Origin of the sequence: Flavobacterium gyeonganense, assembly GCF_029625295.1 — a bacterium.
In the GTDB taxonomy this organism is placed as follows: Bacteria; Bacteroidota; Bacteroidia; order Flavobacteriales; family Flavobacteriaceae; genus Flavobacterium; species Flavobacterium gyeonganense.
The window spans coordinates 571,395-590,644 of the sequence record NZ_CP121112.1; the positions used below are offsets into that span (position 1 = coordinate 571,395).

14 protein-coding genes are annotated in these 19,250 nt (G+C 33.6%); 6 read left to right on the forward strand and 8 right to left on the reverse strand.

Annotation, left to right across the window (positions count from 1 at the left end):
• Positions 1-99: 99 nt before the first annotated feature.
• The 4 genes from P5P89_RS02290 to P5P89_RS02305 all read left to right on the forward strand — a co-directional run bounded on the left by P5P89_RS02290 (position 100) and on the right by P5P89_RS02305 (position 7,999).
• On the forward strand, positions 100-1,617 hold the full coding sequence (locus P5P89_RS02290) for a hypothetical protein (RefSeq protein WP_278011975.1): 1,518 nt from the start codon (positions 100-102) through the stop codon (positions 1,615-1,617).
• 144 nt (positions 1,618-1,761) lie between these two features.
• Complete coding sequence (locus tag P5P89_RS02295) at positions 1,762-3,612, forward strand: endonuclease (RefSeq protein ID WP_278010563.1); 1,851 nt, start codon at positions 1,762-1,764, stop codon at positions 3,610-3,612.
• A gap of 100 nt (positions 3,613-3,712) precedes the next feature.
• Entirely contained in the window at positions 3,713-7,366 is a 3,654-nt protein-coding gene (gene purL, locus P5P89_RS02300; RefSeq protein ID WP_278010564.1) for a phosphoribosylformylglycinamidine synthase, read from the forward strand.
• Positions 7,367-7,567: 201 nt separating this feature from the next.
• On the forward strand, positions 7,568-7,999 hold the full coding sequence (locus P5P89_RS02305; RefSeq protein ID WP_278010565.1) for a hypothetical protein: 432 nt from the start codon (positions 7,568-7,570) through the stop codon (positions 7,997-7,999).
• A gap of 38 nt (positions 8,000-8,037) precedes the next feature.
• On the opposite strand, the gene P5P89_RS02310 is transcribed toward P5P89_RS02305, so the two are convergent.
• Positions 8,038-8,670 (reverse strand): response regulator transcription factor, encoded by a 633-nt coding sequence (locus tag P5P89_RS02310; RefSeq protein WP_278010566.1) that lies wholly within the window; start codon positions 8,668-8,670, stop codon positions 8,038-8,040.
• A gap of 706 nt (positions 8,671-9,376) precedes the next feature.
• Here P5P89_RS02310 and P5P89_RS02315 point away from each other — a divergent pair.
• Together P5P89_RS02315 and P5P89_RS02320 are read left to right on the forward strand one after the other, a co-directional pair.
• Positions 9,377-10,273, forward strand: a complete 897-nt coding sequence (locus P5P89_RS02315; protein WP_278011976.1) for a Ppx/GppA phosphatase family protein — start codon at positions 9,377-9,379, stop codon at positions 10,271-10,273.
• Positions 10,274-10,320: 47 nt separating this feature from the next.
• Positions 10,321-10,695, forward strand: a complete 375-nt coding sequence (locus P5P89_RS02320) for a hypothetical protein (RefSeq protein WP_223683395.1) — start codon at positions 10,321-10,323, stop codon at positions 10,693-10,695.
• Between the two features lie 168 nt (positions 10,696-10,863).
• Here the strand turns inward: P5P89_RS02320 and P5P89_RS02325 are convergent, their stop codons facing one another.
• From P5P89_RS02325 to P5P89_RS02355, 7 genes are all read right to left on the reverse strand, one after another.
• Positions 10,864-12,123: an MFS transporter gene (locus P5P89_RS02325; RefSeq protein WP_278010567.1), complete on the reverse strand. Its 1,260-nt coding sequence runs from the start codon at positions 12,121-12,123 to the stop codon at positions 10,864-10,866.
• Between the two features lie 67 nt (positions 12,124-12,190).
• Positions 12,191-12,655, reverse strand: a complete 465-nt coding sequence (locus P5P89_RS02330) for a GNAT family N-acetyltransferase (RefSeq protein WP_278010568.1) — start codon at positions 12,653-12,655, stop codon at positions 12,191-12,193.
• 195 nt (positions 12,656-12,850) lie between these two features.
• The gene (locus P5P89_RS02335) at positions 12,851-13,327 is read right to left on the reverse strand and encodes a hypothetical protein (RefSeq protein ID WP_278010569.1); all 477 of its coding nucleotides are present in this window, start codon (positions 13,325-13,327) and stop codon (positions 12,851-12,853) included.
• A 117-nt stretch (positions 13,328-13,444) separates the two neighbouring features.
• The gene (gene capB / locus P5P89_RS02340) at positions 13,445-14,704 is read right to left on the reverse strand and encodes a cysteate-C-fatty acyltransferase (RefSeq protein WP_278010570.1); all 1,260 of its coding nucleotides are present in this window, start codon (positions 14,702-14,704) and stop codon (positions 13,445-13,447) included.
• Between the two features lie 156 nt (positions 14,705-14,860).
• The gene (locus tag P5P89_RS02345) at positions 14,861-16,075 is read right to left on the reverse strand and encodes a hypothetical protein (protein WP_278010571.1); all 1,215 of its coding nucleotides are present in this window, start codon (positions 16,073-16,075) and stop codon (positions 14,861-14,863) included.
• Between the two features lie 174 nt (positions 16,076-16,249).
• On the reverse strand, positions 16,250-16,981 hold the full coding sequence (gene ric / locus P5P89_RS02350; RefSeq protein WP_278010572.1) for an iron-sulfur cluster repair di-iron protein: 732 nt from the start codon (positions 16,979-16,981) through the stop codon (positions 16,250-16,252).
• Between the two features lie 15 nt (positions 16,982-16,996).
• The gene (locus P5P89_RS02355; RefSeq protein ID WP_278010573.1) at positions 16,997-19,189 is read right to left on the reverse strand and encodes a nitric-oxide reductase large subunit; all 2,193 of its coding nucleotides are present in this window, start codon (positions 19,187-19,189) and stop codon (positions 16,997-16,999) included.
• Positions 19,190-19,250 lie beyond the last annotated feature (61 nt).

The following is a 19,250-nucleotide window of genomic DNA, read 5'->3' on the forward strand; positions in this document are numbered from 1 at the left end:
AAATAAAAGATGAGACACTATTTAGAAAATGCGATTCTAAAATTAAAAATCCCTTTTCGCATATCAGATTTTTGTTATTTTTACAGAAAAACAAATCAAATGCGTCATTATTTTGTGCTCTTTATTTTAGGAATTCTTTTAGCTGCCAGTTCATGCCGGACTGATTTTGATACGGTTGCCAGTTCAGGGGATTTAAAATTTTCAAAAGACACTGTTTATTTGGATACCGTTTTTAAAAACATCGGATCAAGCACTTATAATTTGAAAGTTTACAATCGAGGCAAAGACGATATTAACATTCCGGTTATTCAGCTAAAAAATGGCTTAAATTCTAAATACCGAATGACCGTTGATGGGATGAACGGAAATAATGGCAAGATTTTCAATAATGTGACGCTTTTAGCCAAAGACAGTTTGTATATTTTTATCGAAACCACAGCAGATATTACCGATGCTAATCCAGTTGATTTTTTATATACCGATGAAATTCAGTTTGACAGTGGCTCAAATCTTCAAAAAGTAGCTTTGGTAACTCTGATTCAGGATGCTGTATTTTTATATCCGAAGAAAAATCCTGATGGAACCAAAGAAAAAATTGAGATTGACGGTAAAGACGTGGACGGATTTTACCTGGATGAGAATGACGAAACAAACGGAAACGAATTACTTTTTACAAAACAAAAACCGTACGTAATTTATGGATATGCAGGAGTTCCCGAAAACAAAACGGTGACTTTTGAAGCCGGTGCAAGAGTACATTTTCATGATAATTCAGGGCTTTATGTAAGCAATAAAGCTACATTTCAAGTCAATGGAAATATATCTACAACTAAGAATTTAGAAAACGAAGTTATTTTTGAAGGAGATCGCTTAGAACCTGAATATTCTGATGTTCCCGGACAATGGAATTCGGTTATATTTACTGACGGAAGTACCAATCATTCCATCAATCATTTAACTCTAAAGAATGCTAAAATTGGTTTGGATATAAGAAATCAGGATGCCACCACTTTTCAGATTAAAAACACACAGATTTACGATTGTTCCAATTACGGAATCCTTGCTCAAAACGCTAAAATTAACGGAGAAAACATCGTTATAAATTATGCCGGTTTAGCAGCTTTATCATGCGTTTACGGAGGGGATTATAAATTTACTCACTGCACATTTAATAACACTTGGTCCGGCGGACAACAATTTGCTGTTAATTTGAGTAACAAACTTGACGGAGCAACACCGGAAACGAATCCGCTTACTCAGGCAACTTTTAACAATTGCATTATTTATGGTTCGAATAGTAATGAATTCAATTTAGATAAAAATGCAAATACTGCTTTTGTTTATCAGTTAAATAATTGTTTACTGAAATTCGGCAGCACATCAAATCCTGATTATCAATTTGGAACAGATACAGCACATTATAACGCTATTATTTTAAACGAAAACCCTAAGTTTTTCAACATCAACCTGAATAAACTTAACATTGATAATACTTCTGCCGCTTTCGCGAAAGGAAATCAGGCATATAATATTCCGCTGGATATTATTGGTAACACAAGAACCTCTCCTCCTGATTTGGGTGCTTATCAGAATAAAGACTTCCCAAAGCAATTATAAACTTAGCTAAATTTTTAAATAAAAAAATATAACAAAAATCATTATTATTAAAGATTTCATAACATTATAGTAGATTTGATCAAGTAATTTTGGACCAAATAATCAATATCCATTTTAATTGTATCCAGCAAACTACTTTTATTTATGAAAAAATTTTACATTCTGTTATTTACGTTTTATGCAGTTTTTTGCTCTGCCCAGGCACCGGCTAATTATTATTCTACAGCTACCGGAACAGGTTATACCCTAAAAACTCAATTGTACAATATCATTAAAGATCACACTGATAATGGCTATTCAGGCTTATATGTTACTTATCAGACATCTGATATTGATAATTTTTATGAAAATGACGGATCAATACTAGATATGTACTCAGAAAACCCTAACGGAAATGATCCTTATAATTACAGCGCAGGTGCCACACAAAGATGCGGATCAGCCGGATATTCAAATGAAGGTGACTGTTACAACAGAGAGCACATTATTCCGCAATCTGTATTTGATGAAAAAGCACCAATGGTTTCTGATGCTCATTTTATAACTCCAACTGATGGAAAAGTAAACGGAGTACGATCTAATTATCCGCATTCGGTTGTAGCAACACCAACACAGACAAGTTTAAACGGAAGCAAATTAGGTGCAAGTACAACTGCAGGTTATTCGGGACTCGTTTTTGAGCCCATAGATGAATTTAAAGGTGACATTGCCAGAATGTATTTTTATTTTGCAACACGCTACGAAAATACTGTTGCAGGTTATTCATATCCAATGTTTAACGGAACTTCAAACAAAGTTTTTACTCCTGCATTTTTAAGTCAGCTTATTGCCTGGCACAACCAAGATCCTGTAAGTGCCCGCGAAATAGCTCGTAATAATGCCATTTATGCACGCCAGAACAATCGCAATCCTTATATCGATCATCCGGAATATGTTGCTGCTATATGGACTACTGAAGCAGATGATACAACTGTTCCAACAGCCCCTTCAAATTTAGCTGTAGCATCAAGTACCTCTAACTCTGTTAATTTAACATGGTCAGCTGCTACAGATAACGTAGGTGTTACTGGATATGCAGTATATGTCAACTCGGTTTTTAAACAAAATGAAACTGGACTGAGTGCTACAATAACAGGGCTTACACCTTCTACCTCTTACGCCTTTTATGTAGTTGCCAGAGATGCTTCTAATAACATATCAGTTCCAAGTTCAACTGTGAACGGAGTTACAGCAGCTTCAACCGGAGGTGGAAATACAGGTTCTGAAATTTTCTTTACAGAATATGTTGAAGGCAGTAGCAATAACAAGATACTAGAGATATCAAATTTCACCGGAACAACAGTAAACTTATCAGACTATTCAATTAAAAAACAATCGAATGGTGCCGGAGCATGGGGACCAGGATTAGCTCTAACCGGAACAATCAATGATGGCACTTCTTATGTAATTGCCTATAATTTAGCCGCTACAAGCTGCTATAATCCAGCTAGTGCTAATTTATCAAGCAATAGTACTGATCTTCAATATAATGGAAATGATCCGATTGGTTTATTTAAAAATAATGTTTTGATTGACATTATCGGAACTTTTAACGGAGGAGCTCCCAATTTTGCGATAGATGAAACATTAAGAAGAAAACCTACTGTAACGGGGCCAAATACTACTTTCAACAAAACCGGAGAGTGGGATTCATATCCTAAAGATACATGTTCAGGACTTGGAAGCCATACCGTTACATTATCAAATGAAGAGTTTAATACTACTGAATTTTCAATTTACCCTAATCCTGTTACACACCAGTTCACAATTAATTTTAAAGATGGTAGTGATGAATCTTTCACAATAGCTATTTATTCACTGTTAGGGCAAAAGGTTTTTGAAAGACAAAACACTAATAATAAAACGATTGAAGTTCAAGATTTTTCAAAAGGCACTTATCTTATTAAAATAACTAAAGATTCAAAAACACTGACTAAAAAATTAATAATCAATTAATGAAAATCAGGCGATACAGAATTAAAAAGCGGCAAATTGCCGCTTTTTTTATTGAATTGAATTGACTAAATTTGCACCTTCAAAACAACAAACTACACAAATGATCCATTTCTTTGAAAACCAAAGCAAAACTGTTTTTGCAGTACAAACGCAAAACGAAATTTCAGCTCAAGACATTTCAAAATTAAACTGGCTTTTTGCCAACGCAAGTAAGATAGAAAAATCTGCATTAACAGGATTTTTTGTTGGTCCGCGCGCTACAATGATTACCCCTTGGAGCACAAATGCTGTAGAAATCACTCAAAATATGGGAATTCCGGGCATTATCAGAATCGAAGAATTTCATCAGGCAACGGAAAGTTTCACTGATTTTGATCCGATGCTTTCTCAAAAATTCAACGAATTAGATCAGGAAATCTTCACGATCAACATTCAGCCAGAACCAATTCTGGAGATTGAAGATATTGCCACTTACAACAAAGTTGAAGGTTTAGCTTTAAGCGAAGAAGAAGTTGATTACCTAAACAATCTTGCTGCTAAACTAGGAAGAAAATTAACTGATTCTGAAATTTTCGCCTTCTCTCAGGCAAACTCAGAGCACTGCCGTCACAAAATTTTTAACGGAACTTTTGTTATTGATGGTGAAGAAAAAGAGACTTCTCTTTTCAAATTAATCAAAAAGACATCACAGGAAAATCCTAACGATATTGTGTCTGCTTACAAAGACAACGTTGCTTTTGTAAAAGGGCCAAAAGTGCAGCAATTTGCGCCAAAATCTGCTGACAAACCAGATTTTTATGAAGTAAAAGAATTTGATTCGGTTATTTCATTAAAAGCAGAAACACACAATTTCCCAACAACAGTTGAGCCTTTCAACGGAGCGGCGACAGGTTCTGGAGGAGAAATTCGTGACCGTTTAGCTGGTGGACAAGGTTCATTGCCATTAGCTGGAACTGCTGTTTACATGACTTCTTACTCTCGTTTGAAAGAAGACAGAAAATGGGAAAATGCAGTTGAAGAAAGAAAATGGTTGTACCAAACACCAATGGATATTTTGATCAAAGCTTCAAATGGAGCTTCTGATTTCGGAAATAAATTTGGCCAGCCGTTAATTACAGGTTCTGTTTTAACTTTCGAACATTCAGAAAACGACCGTAAAATTGGTTACGACAAAGTAATCATGCAAGCGGGAGGAATTGGATACGGAAAACTGGATCAATCAATTAAAAAGAAACCACAAGAGGGCGATAAAATCGTAATCTTAGGTGGAGAAAATTATAGAATCGGAATGGGTGGTGCTGCAGTTTCTTCTGCAGATACAGGAGCTTTTGGTTCAGGAATTGAGTTAAATGCAATTCAGCGTTCAAATCCTGAAATGCAAAAACGTGCGGCAAACGCGATTCGTGGTTTAGTAGAAAGCGACAATAACCCAATTGTTTCTATTCACGATCACGGTGCGGGTGGACACTTAAACTGTCTTTCTGAGCTAGTTGAAGAAACTGGAGGTTTAATCGATTTAGATAAATTACCTGTAGGAGACCCAACGCTTTCGGCAAAAGAAATTATTGGTAACGAATCTCAGGAAAGAATGGGATTGGTTATTGGTCAAAAAGATATTGATACATTACAAAGAATTGCCGACAGAGAGCGTTCGCCAATGTATCAGGTTGGAGATGTAACGGGAGATCACCGCTTTACATTTCAATCACAATCTAACGGTTCTAAACCAATGGATTATGCTTTGGAAGATTTCTTTGGAAGTTCTCCAAAAACAATCATGACAGACAAAACGGTTGACAGAAAATATGCTGATGTTTCTTATTCTGAAAATGATTTCGAATCTTACTTAAAAGACGTTTTACGTTTAGAAGCGGTTGCTTCAAAAGACTGGTTAACAAACAAAGTGGACCGTTGCGTTGGAGGAAAAGTAGCAAAACAGCAAAATGCAGGGCCGCTACAATTACCTTTGAATAATGTCGGCGTTATGGCTCTGGATTATTTAGGTAAAGAAGGAATTGCAACTTCTATCGGGCACGCTCCTATCGCAGCCTTGATTGATCCTGCTGCTGGTTCTAGAAATGCAATTGCAGAATCTTTATCAAACTTAGTTTGGGCTCCAATTATCAACGGTATCAAAGGTGTCTCTCTTTCTGCAAACTGGATGTGGGCTTGTAAAAATGAAGGTGAAGATGCGCGTTTATACGAAGCTGTTCAAGCTTGTTCAGATTTTGCAATCGAATTGGGAATCAATATTCCGACAGGAAAAGATTCACTTTCGATGAAACAAAAATATCCAAATGATGAAGTGATTGCACCGGGAACGGTTATTATTTCTGCTGCTGGAAACTGTACAGATATTAAAAAAGTAGTAGAGCCTGTTTTACAAAAAGACGGAGATTCAATCTATTATATCAATTTGTCTCAAGATGATTTCAAATTAGGAGGTTCGTCTTTTGCACAAATTAGAAATACAATCGGAAACGAAACTTCAACCATTAAAGATTCGGCTTTCTTCAAAAATGCATTTAACACTATCCAGGAATTAATTGGTGAAAACCAAATTTTAGCTGGACACGATATCGGAAGCGGTGGTTTAATCACTACTTTATTAGAAATGTGTTTTGCTGATGTAAATCTTGGAGCAAAAATTGATTTCAGCGCTTTCGCGGAAAAAGACTTATTGAAAATCCTTTTCGCAGAAAACATCGGAATCGTATTCCAGGCAAACTCAAACGAAGCAGTTGAAGCTAAATTGAAAGTGAATAATATTGAGTTCTTCAAAATTGGAGAAGCAACAACTACTGAGACTTTGGACTTAGGACTATGGACTTTAAATATCCCAACTTACAGAGATATTTGGTTCGAAACTTCTTATTTATTAGATCAAAAACAATCTAAAAACGGAAGAGCTCAAGCACGTTTTGAAAACTATAAAAATCAAGTTTTAAATTATACTTTCCCTGCACATTTTACAGGAAAGAAACCAGAAATCGACAATTCTAAATCAAGACCAAAAGCGGCTATTATTCGTGAAAAAGGAAGTAATTCTGAGCGTGAAATGGCAAATGCTATGTACTTGGCAGGTTTTGATGTAAAAGACGTTCACATGACCGATCTAATTTCTGGTCGTGAAACGCTTGAAGATATTCAGTTTATTGGTGCTGTTGGAGGATTCTCTAATTCAGATGTTTTAGGTTCTGCGAAAGGTTGGGCGGGAGCTTTCTTATACAACGAAAAAGCAAAAACAGCTTTAGATAAATTCTTCAAAAGAGAAGATACTTTATCTGTTGGAATCTGTAACGGATGCCAATTGTTTATGGAATTGGAGGTTATTAATCCAGAGCATGAAGTTCACGGAAAAATGCACCATAACGAAAGCCAGAAACACGAAAGTATCTTTACTTCTGTAAAAGTTCAAGAAAATAACTCAGTTATGTTATCGACTTTGGCTGGAAGCACTTTAGGAGTTTGGGTTTCTCACGGAGAAGGTAAATTCAAATTACCTTATGCAGAAGATCAATACAACATTGTTTCTAAATATGCTTACGAAGGTTATCCTGCAAACCCTAACGGTTCTGATTACAACACTGCTATGATGTGTGATAAAACAGGAAGACATTTGGTTATGATGCCTCATATTGAGCGTTCTACTTTCCAATGGAACTGGGCGCATTATCCAAAAGACAGAAACGACGAGGTTTCGCCTTGGCATGAAGCGTTTGTTAACGCCAGAAAATGGATTGAGAAAAACTAAATTTATTTTTCATTATTATATAAAGCCTCAGCAAATAAATATTGCTGAGGCTTTTTTTATTGCTTATTTTGTTTTCGAATAATTATTTTTTTAACGTTAAATTCAAAAATGAACAGTTATTTTCTTGCAAAAATTAAAGTATATTAGCCAAAGAAATCCCCATATCAAAGAAATTCCAAAAACCCAAAAAACCTGCGTAAAATGAAATTCCTAAAAACATTCCTTTTTATCTTATTTTTTGTTACTGTAAAATCATATTCACAAGTTCAGGTTGATCAAATCGTATATAAGTCAAAAGAGCATTATATTACCACTACACTTCCTTATCATATCACAGGTACATTCCTGCCGCCGGACAAAAAAGAGCCAAGCACGGTTTTAAATGAAGATGGAACCGGCGTGATACAATATGACAATATGACGAAGAAAAAAATAAATTGGGGGATAGAATGCAACTGGGAAGGCACCGCTATACGTAAAGACGGATACAACAGTGCCTCATATACATTTTGGTACAGGACAGAAGACAGCGACGAATGGATGTACAGCCAGTTTTCTATTCATTTTCTTAAGAAAAAAATGTTTTTGATGGGGGAAAGAACAAAAATTTACGAGGATTACAATGTACAATAAACATTTGACCTGCTCTAAATCATTGTAATGATTCATTTTTAATTATTGTAAATCTTCAAAATATCAATCAACTTAACCACATTATTAATTCCGAGTTTTTCAAAAATCCTGCTTTTGAAAGTGCTGACAGTTGTCATTTGGATATTTAACTTATTTGATATTTCGATATTTCCATCACCGCTGACAAGAAGTTCTGCAACTTCGATTTCTCTCTCTGACAGTTTTTCTAAGGGGTTTACTGGGAGATTATATAAAGCGTTTTCGATAATTTTATTTTTTACAACGTTGCTTATATATTTGCCTGTTTCAAGTACGGATTCTACAGCCTGGATAATTTCTTCATCTTTACTGTATTTATTTAAGAATCCATTGGCTCCTGCATGAATATAACGCAGAGCGTAATGCGATTCATCATAAGCAGAAAACATCATAATCAACAAGTCCGGATAATTTAACCTAATCTCCTGAACCATTTTTGTACTATTGCCTCCTGGAATACTGATGTCTAAAAAAATTAAATCCTGGTTTTCTTTTAATTTACTTAGAAGATCTTCAAAACTATCAGCATGAGCGATTTCAACCTCTTCGCAAATGCTTTTCAATAACAAAGAAAGACCATGCCGCACTACGCTATGATCGTCAACTAGTAAAACTTTAAATTTATTTTTCATTGGGGCTATAAAATAATTTTGAAATGCAAATTTTTCTTAATTCATATTTACAATCTCAAAATTTTAATTGATTTATCCGGCAAATTTTTATTATAATTATCTATCTCATGTTACTCTTGTTACTCTAATTTTAGTCAATCATTAATAAACGTGATTTATCAGTAACCAAATTTGTATCTAAACATCTTTCAGTAATTAAATTTTATAACATATACGGTATTTTCGGGTTTTAAGTTTTCAAAATCGTTATATATTTTATCTTAAAAAACCCAAAAATTTTCTGTAGATGAGAGGTTTTATAATTATAAAATAGAATCCTAAATCACACCATCAATTACCTATCAAAACTACAAATTAAGAAAGCGAAAGATTGTAGAATTAATTCTACATAAAATGAATTGATTGACTACAAATTTCTCTCCGGTTAATAATGAAATTTGTACTCCTGAAAAACTTCACTAATTGATATCCTGCATTTAAAAATAACTCAGTAATAAAGTATTCAACAAAAAAATACAATGCAAAAAAATCAATCCATTATATAATAATCACGATTCTTTTTTTCTCTTTAAAATCTTTTGCCCAAAAAGACATTTATGCAGGAATAGAAATTGGAAGTAAAGGAATAAAATTCTCTGTAATTGATGTAAATAATATTAAAAAAGGGGATTACAGCATACTTGCTTTTTGGACAGAAAATGTTGGTATTGCTAAAAATATTTCTATCGATGGCAGCCTTGCCCAGGATGATATTAATAATGCGGTAAACATTGTCTACGGAAATTTACTGACCATTAAAAAAAAATATAATGTTGCTGATGAAAATATTTTTATTGTTGGCTCTTCCGGAGTAGCAATGGCGAATAATACGGCAGATTTAATTAATAAAATAAAATCCCTGACTAATAAGGATCTTGATTTTATTGATGCTGATACTGAGGGTAAAATGCTCCTAAAAGGTTCTATACCTCCAACAGAATACGGTGACGCATTAATCCTTGATATTGGAGGAGGCAATACCAAAGGAGGATACGTAAATGTGCTGGAAAATAAATTTGAGTTTTTCCCTCTAAAACTGGAATATGGTACGATTACTTTAACAGAAGCTATAAATAAAACCATTGTAATCCCTAGTGAGATTAATAGTATGTCTGTTTACAAGGAGAAAGCATTTGAATACGCTCCCATTTTAAGAGAAAAAATAAAGAATGTACTTAACTCTAAACCAACTTCACTAAATAAGAGGAAAATTTATTTATCCGGAGGTGCCCTTTGGGCTTTTACCACTCTTTTTTATAACAAAAATAATGAAGACGATCATTTTGTACCGCTGCAATTGCAGGATATTATTGATTATGATGCTATTTTAAAAAATAATTTTACTGTATACGAAAACTTAGCTAAAACCAATAAAAATGCAGATAAAGTTATAAACACCTACAGTCAGAGGCATTTAATTGCTGCCAATACTATTTTGATAGCCAGCCTGGAGAGCATTCCTAATCTGAAGTCAAAAAAAATATATTTTGCCAAAGAAGGGCAAATTGCATGGTTAGTATCGTACGTAGTTGACCGTTCAAAAAAGATTAAGAGTGTTTTTTAACATTTAGAAATAAAAAATTCAATAAAAACAATTAAAAACAATTTATAATGTCAGATTTTTTACAACAGTTTGGGGATGAAATTAAGAAAAACGTTCCTGGTTATATCGCAATTGCGATAACCGAAATTAAAAGTGGTATTTCTTATTACAGCAATTCCGCAGTATCCAGTTTTGATCCTGAACTTGCTTCTGCCTTCAATCTTGAGGTAGTTAAAGCAAAACTGAATGCCATAAATGCACTTGGATTATCCCAATCAATCGATGAAATCATGATTTCGCTTACAGAACAGATTCACATCATTGACATTTCAGAAAACAATGAATATTTTATCTATTTAGCAGTAGATTCTACTAAAGCAAATTTAGGATTAACCAGAGCTTTACTGAATAAATACAAAAAAGAGATTTCAGGTAAATTATAATTCTTGCAAATCTTGCGTGAATATTAAATCTGATGCACTTGAATGTAGGTTCTCATAAATGTATTGAGCAATTTATATCGTGATAAAAAAAGGAGCTTATTGAGAATTATTTCAATAAGCTCTTTTTTATTTATATCGTTTTAAAAATATACAATATTATTTGCTAATCTAATTTGACTCAGAAAATAACGATTGAATAATTTTAGCCTTAATCTGTTCTTTTTCTTTTTTTACAATAAAGATCAGCTGATATGCCAAAATAAAGCCTGCAAATCCAAGGCAGGACAAAAACATCCAGTTTGCTTTATAGCCGTACAATTCAATAATTGCCATGCCCGATTTGGTACTTAATATATGGGCAATACTATAACTCATTGTAAAAGCAGCCATGAATTTACCTTCCTGTTTTTTAAGAGACCTTTTTTTAACAAATGAATTGGCGAACGGAAAAGTCAGCATGATACCAATTGTCATAAAAATCATCATCAAAATTAAGGCTGTAACATTGTGTTCAATCAATAAAAATAAATAACTAATGCTCATAGCAAGAATGCCGTAAGAAACCATTAGAAGTTTATTGATGTTTCGCGATTCTACAAAAGAAACAATTGAGAGTTCAAAAAGTAATATTATCACTCCGTTTAAAGCCAGAAATAACCCGCTTTCGACACTTGTAAAGTTAAAGACTTCCTTATAATAAAGGGATAAGGTAGTAAACATCTGAAAAAACAATATGCCTGTTATTAGCGTAACTACCAGATGTATTAAAAATGGCTTGTCTTCGAGTAAGGAATTTTCTTCTTTTAAATATTTAAAAGCATTGAGCCTATAGAGCAGTTTTTTCTCTTTCACAAAAAACACAAATAATAAAATACTCAAAATACAGGTCAGCCCGTCAATGTAAAATAAAAAGCTATAACTTGAAATTGTAATAATAATTCCACCGATCAAAGGGCCAAACATAAAACCTAAATTAACTGAGGAACGAATTAAGGATATTGCTTTTGTACGTTCTTTTTTGTCTGCGTAAGTATCTAATGAAACCAGCATTGCCGGCCTGTACATATCTGAAATCGTTGTGAGTAGTAAAACCCCAAAACAAAAACTATAAAAAGTAGTCAGAAACTGAAGCAAAATAAACAGTAAACCACTTGTAAAAAGACTGAAAACCATCACTTTATAAAAACCTATTTTATCGGAGAGTTTCCCACTGATCCACGTTCCAATAAAAGAACCAGTACCAAAAAAAACCATAACCCAGCCGATCTGACTATAACTAAAGTGCAATTCTTCCAGCATGTATTTAGAAAGAAATGGAACAACCATTGCGCCCAGTCTGTTAACAAATGTAGCCACTGCCAGAACTTTTACTTCGACAGAAAATTGAGTGAAATTTTTAATATAACTCTTAAATAATTTTATTACCATATGTTTAGCGCTTATATTTTTATTCTAAATTTTAATTCAATGCTCTTTATTTAATAGGATGATGATGCTACAGTTTAATTTCATAGTAATAATAATTCGAAATGAAACTTTTTCTGATGAAACCAAAACTTTCGTAAAGCTGGTGCGCTGCAAAATTTTCAGTATCTGTATTTAATGAAATATGTTTAACATTATTTGCTCTGGCATGGTCAAAACATTTTGTCATAATTTCTCTGCCAATTGATTTTCTTCTAAAATCTGTTTTAACATAGAGATAGGAGATATGCCAATTGTATTCAAGAATAGACAATGGGTTTATTTTATAATGCAATACAGCAAAAGCAACTACTATATCCTGCTGTTTTTTGACAAATATTTTTGCTTTATTCCGGCTTAATTTATCTTTAATAAACAATACGGCATTTTCTAAATTAAGAAGTTTCTCATCAATTAGTTTAGATTCATAAATAATGTCTTTTACCGAGTCAAAATCATCAGAGGTAATCTCATATACATCATTTAATTTATTCATATCAAATTTCCACCAATGCTTAATTTACATTAACTTAACAGAAGCAAATTTAATTTTTATACGAGAAAAAACGGATGCTTTAGAGTCGAATAATATTAATGCTGGTGTAGAATTAAAACTACATGAGAATAGCTATAAAACAAAACGTCCGAAAAAAAATCGGACGTTTTGTTTTATTATATGTTTTATAACTAGTTACTCAGTACAGTCTACTTTAGTCAATGTATTTTTTGTATCAAATTTTAATTTCTTTTTATCTTTAAAACTCACCTTATCATTAGCTGTGACAGTTTCTCCATATCCTTCGATAAAAGTTCCGTCTTTTTGCAGAAATACAACCTGTCTTACAGAAGAAACACCTTCTGAATTAAATGTATAATCAGCAATCAGGGTGTCGCCAACCATGTTTCCGATTATAGTGCCTTCATTTCTGTCTTTTCCTGCTAAATTATAGCTTAGTTTTCCGTTTACTTCCTGATGTGAGTTTACGTTAAAGCTCATTTCGATTACACTTCCATTCGAATTCCAGGTATAACACTGATCTCCTGCAGGCTCTACAATTTCTGCTTCTTTAGGAGCGCTTGGGGTAATTTGAGGTTGCGGCTGTGTTGTTTCTTTTTTACAGGACAAAACACTAAACATAATGATTACTAATACTGATACTTTTTTCATGATTTTTTATTTTTACTGTTTATTCCTATAAAATTAATTCAATATAAAAAAATCCACTCTTATCAGGAGTGGATTTTTTTTATATAATTTCCATATTAGGAATTGAATGTATTTAAATTAAGAAACATCCACTGTAGTGCGTTCTGCAATCTCCTTGTATGTACCATTGACTAATTTTTCGCGAATGGCTTCGAACGCTGTAAGTGTCTCTTCGATATCAGCCAAAGTGTGAGAAGCCGTAGGAATCATTCTTAACAAAATAATCCCTTTTGGAATAACAGGATACACAACGATAGAAAGGAAAATACCATAGTTTTCTCTTAAATCGTTTACCATCACCATCGCTTCAGGAATACTTCCTTCTAAATATACTGGTGTAATACAAGTGTTTGTATCACCGATATTGAATCCTTTTTCTTTAAGTCCACTTTGCAATGCATTTACGTTTTCCCAAAGTTTATCTTTAATAGCAGAAGATTTACGCAATAATTCCAAACGTTTCAAAGAACCAAGTGTCTGGATCATTGGCAATGCTTTTGCAAACATTTGAGAACGTAAGTTGTATTTAAGATAATCGATAACTGTTTTGTCAGCTGCTACGAAAGCACCAATATTAGCCATAGATTTTGCAAAAGTAGAAAAGTAAACATCAATACCATCCTGAACTCCCTGCTCCTCTCCTGCACCGGCACCAGTTTTTCCTAAAGTACCAAAACCATGAGCATCATCTACTAATAAACGGAAATTGTATTTTTCTTTAAAAGCAACGATTTCTTTTAATTTCCCCTGCTGACCACGCATTCCGAAAACACCTTCAGTAATAAATAAAATACCTCCACCTGTTTCCTCAGCCATTTTTGTAGCACGCTGCAGGTTTTTCTCCATACTTTCAAGATCATTGTGTTTGTAGGTAAAACGTTTACCCATGTGTAAACGAACACCATCAATGATACACGCATGCGAATCTACATCATAAACAATAATGTCATTTTTAGTAACCAAAGCATCAATGATTGAAACCATTCCCTGATAACCAAAATTCAATAAATAAGCTGATTCTTTCATTACAAATTCAGCCAGTTCATTTTCTAATTGTTCGTGATACGTAGTGTGTCCAGACATCATACGGGCTCCCATCGGGTAAGCAGCACCAAACTGAATTGCTGCATCTGTATCTGCCTGACGAACTTCCGGATGATTTGCTAAACCTAAATAATCATTTAAACTCCAGTTTAGAATATCTTTTCCGTGAAATTTCATTCTTGGACCTAATTCACCTTCTAATTTTGGAAAAACATAATATCCTTCTGCCTGAGAAGCCCATTTTCCTAGAGGTCCTTTATTGTCCTGAATTCTTTCGAATAAATCTTTTACCATAATATAATAATGTCGTAATAATTTTAACTTAAATCAGCGAGCAAAAATAATCATTATTATTCTAAAATTCAGAGAGTCATTTATTTTTATTGAAAAATACTCAGTATAATCTATTTAACAAGACTAAACCTGAAATAATTCATAAAAAAATAAATATCAAATTACACTTCTTTTAGTTGTTATAGATACCATAATTAAAGCCAGCCCCAGTACCAAAAGAATGCTAAAAATTAGAATACTGTGATAATAACCTAAAATATTTCCTTCTCCAAAAAAGAAAAACAAGCCCTGAAGAAACAACAAAACTTCTGTCAAAATATATCCTGAAATAAAGCACTTCACTCCTGTTTTTAATATGGGAGAATTGGGAGAAAGCATTTTATTCTGAAACAAAATTCCAAACAAAAATCCGGTTATAATTCCTAAAGTTGTTAGGTGAATAAATCCAATTACAAAATTCCTGATTTGATGGGATACTTGAGCTAAATTTGGAAAAATAGTCAGCAATTGGATTCCGACTTTCAGAGACAAAGAATATAAAGCCAAACCGTAAACACTTTTTGTTGTTTTATCTAAAGTATTTTTGAAATGATTGATTTGAGGTTTGAGCATTTTATAGAAGTAAATAAAAGCAGTAAACTGAATTAAAACTCCCAAACCATTAATATAAATCGAAAGATCACTTTGTATAAACCATCGAACCGGAAATACCAGCGTTAGTAATGTAGCTGTAAGCATCAAAACGTAAAATTTCTTAAACTTTACCTCATCAATTTTATTCTGAAATTGTTTTAAAAACAAAGCCAAAATTGCCAGTAAAAACCATCCATTAAACTGAAAATGAAGAAAAAACTGAATCGCAATTTGATAGAAAGCACTTTGTTTTCCTAAAGTGCTTACGGCTGGTCCGAGGCACCAAACACCAAAAGTAGATAAAATCATAAACAAAATCGAAACCAATAAAAGTCTTTGCGATGGAGATTTATCTCTCAAACTGTCTTTCCAAACCAAACGGCAAAAAACATAGCTTAATAAAATATGCATTATTGAAAAAACAATCGAAAACAAAGCATATCCCTGAATTGGAAAGGAAAGCATCATTCCGATAACTGAAAACTCGGTCAACCAAAATAAACGGCTGTAAATTGGTTTCAGGCTTTTTTCTTTTGGAATAAAAAAATGAACCACCAAAACATAAACAATCATATAAACCCAGCCCAACATGGCAACATGCGAATGCGCATGAAGCAGAGAACTATAGTTTAGAAAATCTAAAGGAAAAAGATACATAAAACGCATTAACAATCCGAAAACACAAACAATCAGAAAATTAAAAAAACAGCAAAGTATCCAGCTTTTTTGAGAATTCATATATTTAAAGATATAGAAAAATTAAACCATATAAGTCATATAAGAAATTATAAGTTTTACCGAAATGAACTTATATAACTTATATGGTTTTAAAATTTGAATCGTACAAAAAACACCGATAATGATCCTATCTAGATATTATATCGGTGCTTTTTCCACTATTAAAATTAACCTTTATTCAACTTCTACAAATTCTTTTTCAAGAAGAACTGCTTTTGGAAATAAGATATTGTTTTCCAAATGAATGTGTTTGTGTAAATCTTCTTCGAATTCCTTCAGCATTGCAAAAGTGACTCTGTAAGTCGTACAGGCATCAGCCGGCGAAGTATAATTATCTGTTAAAGCAGCAATTTCTCTAAAACGCTCTCCTTCATTATCGTGTTCGTGCATCATCATTTCAATCGGATTTGAAATGGTTCCGAAAGAAGGTTGAGATAAAACACCGTCAGATTCTTTGGTTTTCACCATTCGTTTTATAAATGGAAATAAAACCAATTCTTCTTTTTTCATGTGCTGAGACAATTCGCCTGCACAGCCAATAAAAAGTTCATTAATTCTGAATAATTCCGGGTGATTAGCACCGTGGACTTTGCATAATTTATCTAAAAAAGGAAGCAGTACATTTGTCTTTTCTTCAACATAACGGTGATGGGTTTTCTCAATATAATCTGCCAGTAAATCCAAAGGCCATGAATTAAAATCGGTACTTTCGCTGCTTCCTGATTTTAAAACTTCATAAACGTTTTCCAATAAAGTATCAGCATCAATATTTTGTTTTTCGCAGACTTCAGTTACTGTTCGGTTTCCTTTACAGCAAAAATCAATTTTATATTTTGAAAAAACTGCGGCTGTTCTAAAATCCTCAGCTACAAATGATCCTATTGTTTTGTTTTTTAAATTTTCCATGTTAATCAATTTATATTATTTTTTGTTTTTTAATGTCAGTTCAAATACAAACCAGGCCATTGTAATAAATCCGATTCCGAAGATTGAATCTCCGATTACACGAAGCCATTTTAAGGTAATCATTGTTGGCTGTTGCATTAATTCTGATGAACGAGCGTACCACATTCCGTGATTGATACTTTCAATTGCCTGCCAAACTCCGATTGGTAATAAACTCAGAATTGCCATTAGAAACAAACCAATATTTAAAGACCAGAAAGTGATTTTTAGTAGTTTGTTATTCCAGCTTACATTTCGGTATAAACTTCTTAGAACAAATAATACCAAACCAATTCCTAACATTCCGTAAACTCCAAATAGAGCTGTGTGTCCGTGTAAAGGTGTTGTATTTAAACCTTGCACGTAATATAATGCAATTGGCGGATTAATAATGAATCCGAAGATTCCGGCTCCAAGGAAATTCCAAAAGGCCACAGAAATCATAAAATAAATTGGCCATTTATAATCGGCAATCCATTGCGTTGATTTTGAGATTTTATAGTTTTGATACGCTTCAAATCCGATTAAAGTCAACGGAACCACTTCTAAAGCGCTAAATGTTGCTCCCAAAGCCATAATTGCGGTCGGAGTTCCTGAGAAATATAAGTGATGGAATGTTCCTAGAATTCCTCCAGACATAAAAATAATCGTTGCAAACAATACATTTAAAGTGGCTGTTTTTGTTTTTAATAATCCTAAACGAACAAACAGAAACGCAATTACAACTGTTGCAAATACTTCAAAAAAGCCTTCAACCCAAAGGTGAACAACCCACCATCTCCAATATTCTGCAATCGCTAAATTGGTTTGTCTTCCCCACATCAATCCTGCTCCGTAGAACATTGCGATTGCTGTACAAGAAACTAAGAACAAAATGATTAGGTTTTTCTCTTCTGTTTTTTTCTTTAAAACCGGAAGTAATGGACGAATCATTAAAGCCAACCATAAAAACAATCCAATTAAAAGAAAAATTTGCCAGAAACGTCCCAAATCAACATATTCGTAACCTTGATGTCCGAACCAGAAATTCTGAACCAAATTCAGTTTTTGCATAACACCAAACCATTGTCCAGCCATTGAGCCTAAAACAATAATCAAAAGCGCAATAAACAGAAAGTTGATACCAAAACATTGGAATTTAGGATCTTTACCCGAAACTGCTGGAGCAATATATAGTCCTGTTGCCAGCCAAGCCGTTGCAATCCAGAAAATGGCCAATTGGGTGTGCCATGTGCGTGTTACAGCATAAGGCAGGATTTTATCAATTGGGATTCCGTATAAGCCATTTCCTTCCACTCCATAATGCGCGGTAATAATTCCGAATACCATTTGTAAAACCATCAGCAGACTCACAATCCAGAAATATTTGGTTACCAATCCCATAGATTTTGTTTTTCCTTGCTTGATCAATGGATCTTCTTTGGGCAATGGAAATTCCTCCTCTTCACCAGATTTAGCATGATAGAAAACTAAGATTCCAACACTTAAAATCAATAAAATAATACTTACTCCAGACCAAGCTAAAAGCTCTGTAGTGGCAGTATTCCCAACCAATTCATCTGACGGCCAGTTGTGTGTATACGAAATATCTCCATCAGGACGATTCGTAACGGTTGCCCAAGTTGCCCAGAAGAAAAAGGCATTCATTTTATGCATTCTTTCAACGTCTGTAATAGCGTTTTTCGGAATCGCATAGTCGCCTCTCAGTTTATCAAATTTCGGGTCATTTGTAAAAAGACCTTTATAATATTCGCTTAAGCTTTCAATTGCTGCCAAACGGTTTTCAGAAATCGTAAGAATACCTGTATCTGCATTGTAACGATTGGTTCGTACATCTTTCTGAAGACGAATCTTTAAAGCGGATTGTTTTTCAGCATCCAATTCCTCATATTTTTTATTGAAATCTTTTTGGGCATAAATATCCAATATAAACGAAGCTTCCCTATGCAGCCAGTCAGCTGTCCAGTCCGGAGCCACATAAGCTCCGTGACCCCAGACAGATCCTACTTCCTGCCCACCTATACTTTGCCAGATGTTTTGTCCGTCTTTAATTTCGCTTTCGCTAAAAACAACTTTTCCGGAATCGGTTACGATTTCTTTTGAAACCGGCGGCGCCTGCTGATAAATTTCGTAACCATAATAACCAAGCACTGTAAATGATATACTCATTACCAATGCAAAAACGATCCATAATTTTTTTCTCTTTTCATCTTTTTTTGATTTAATAAAA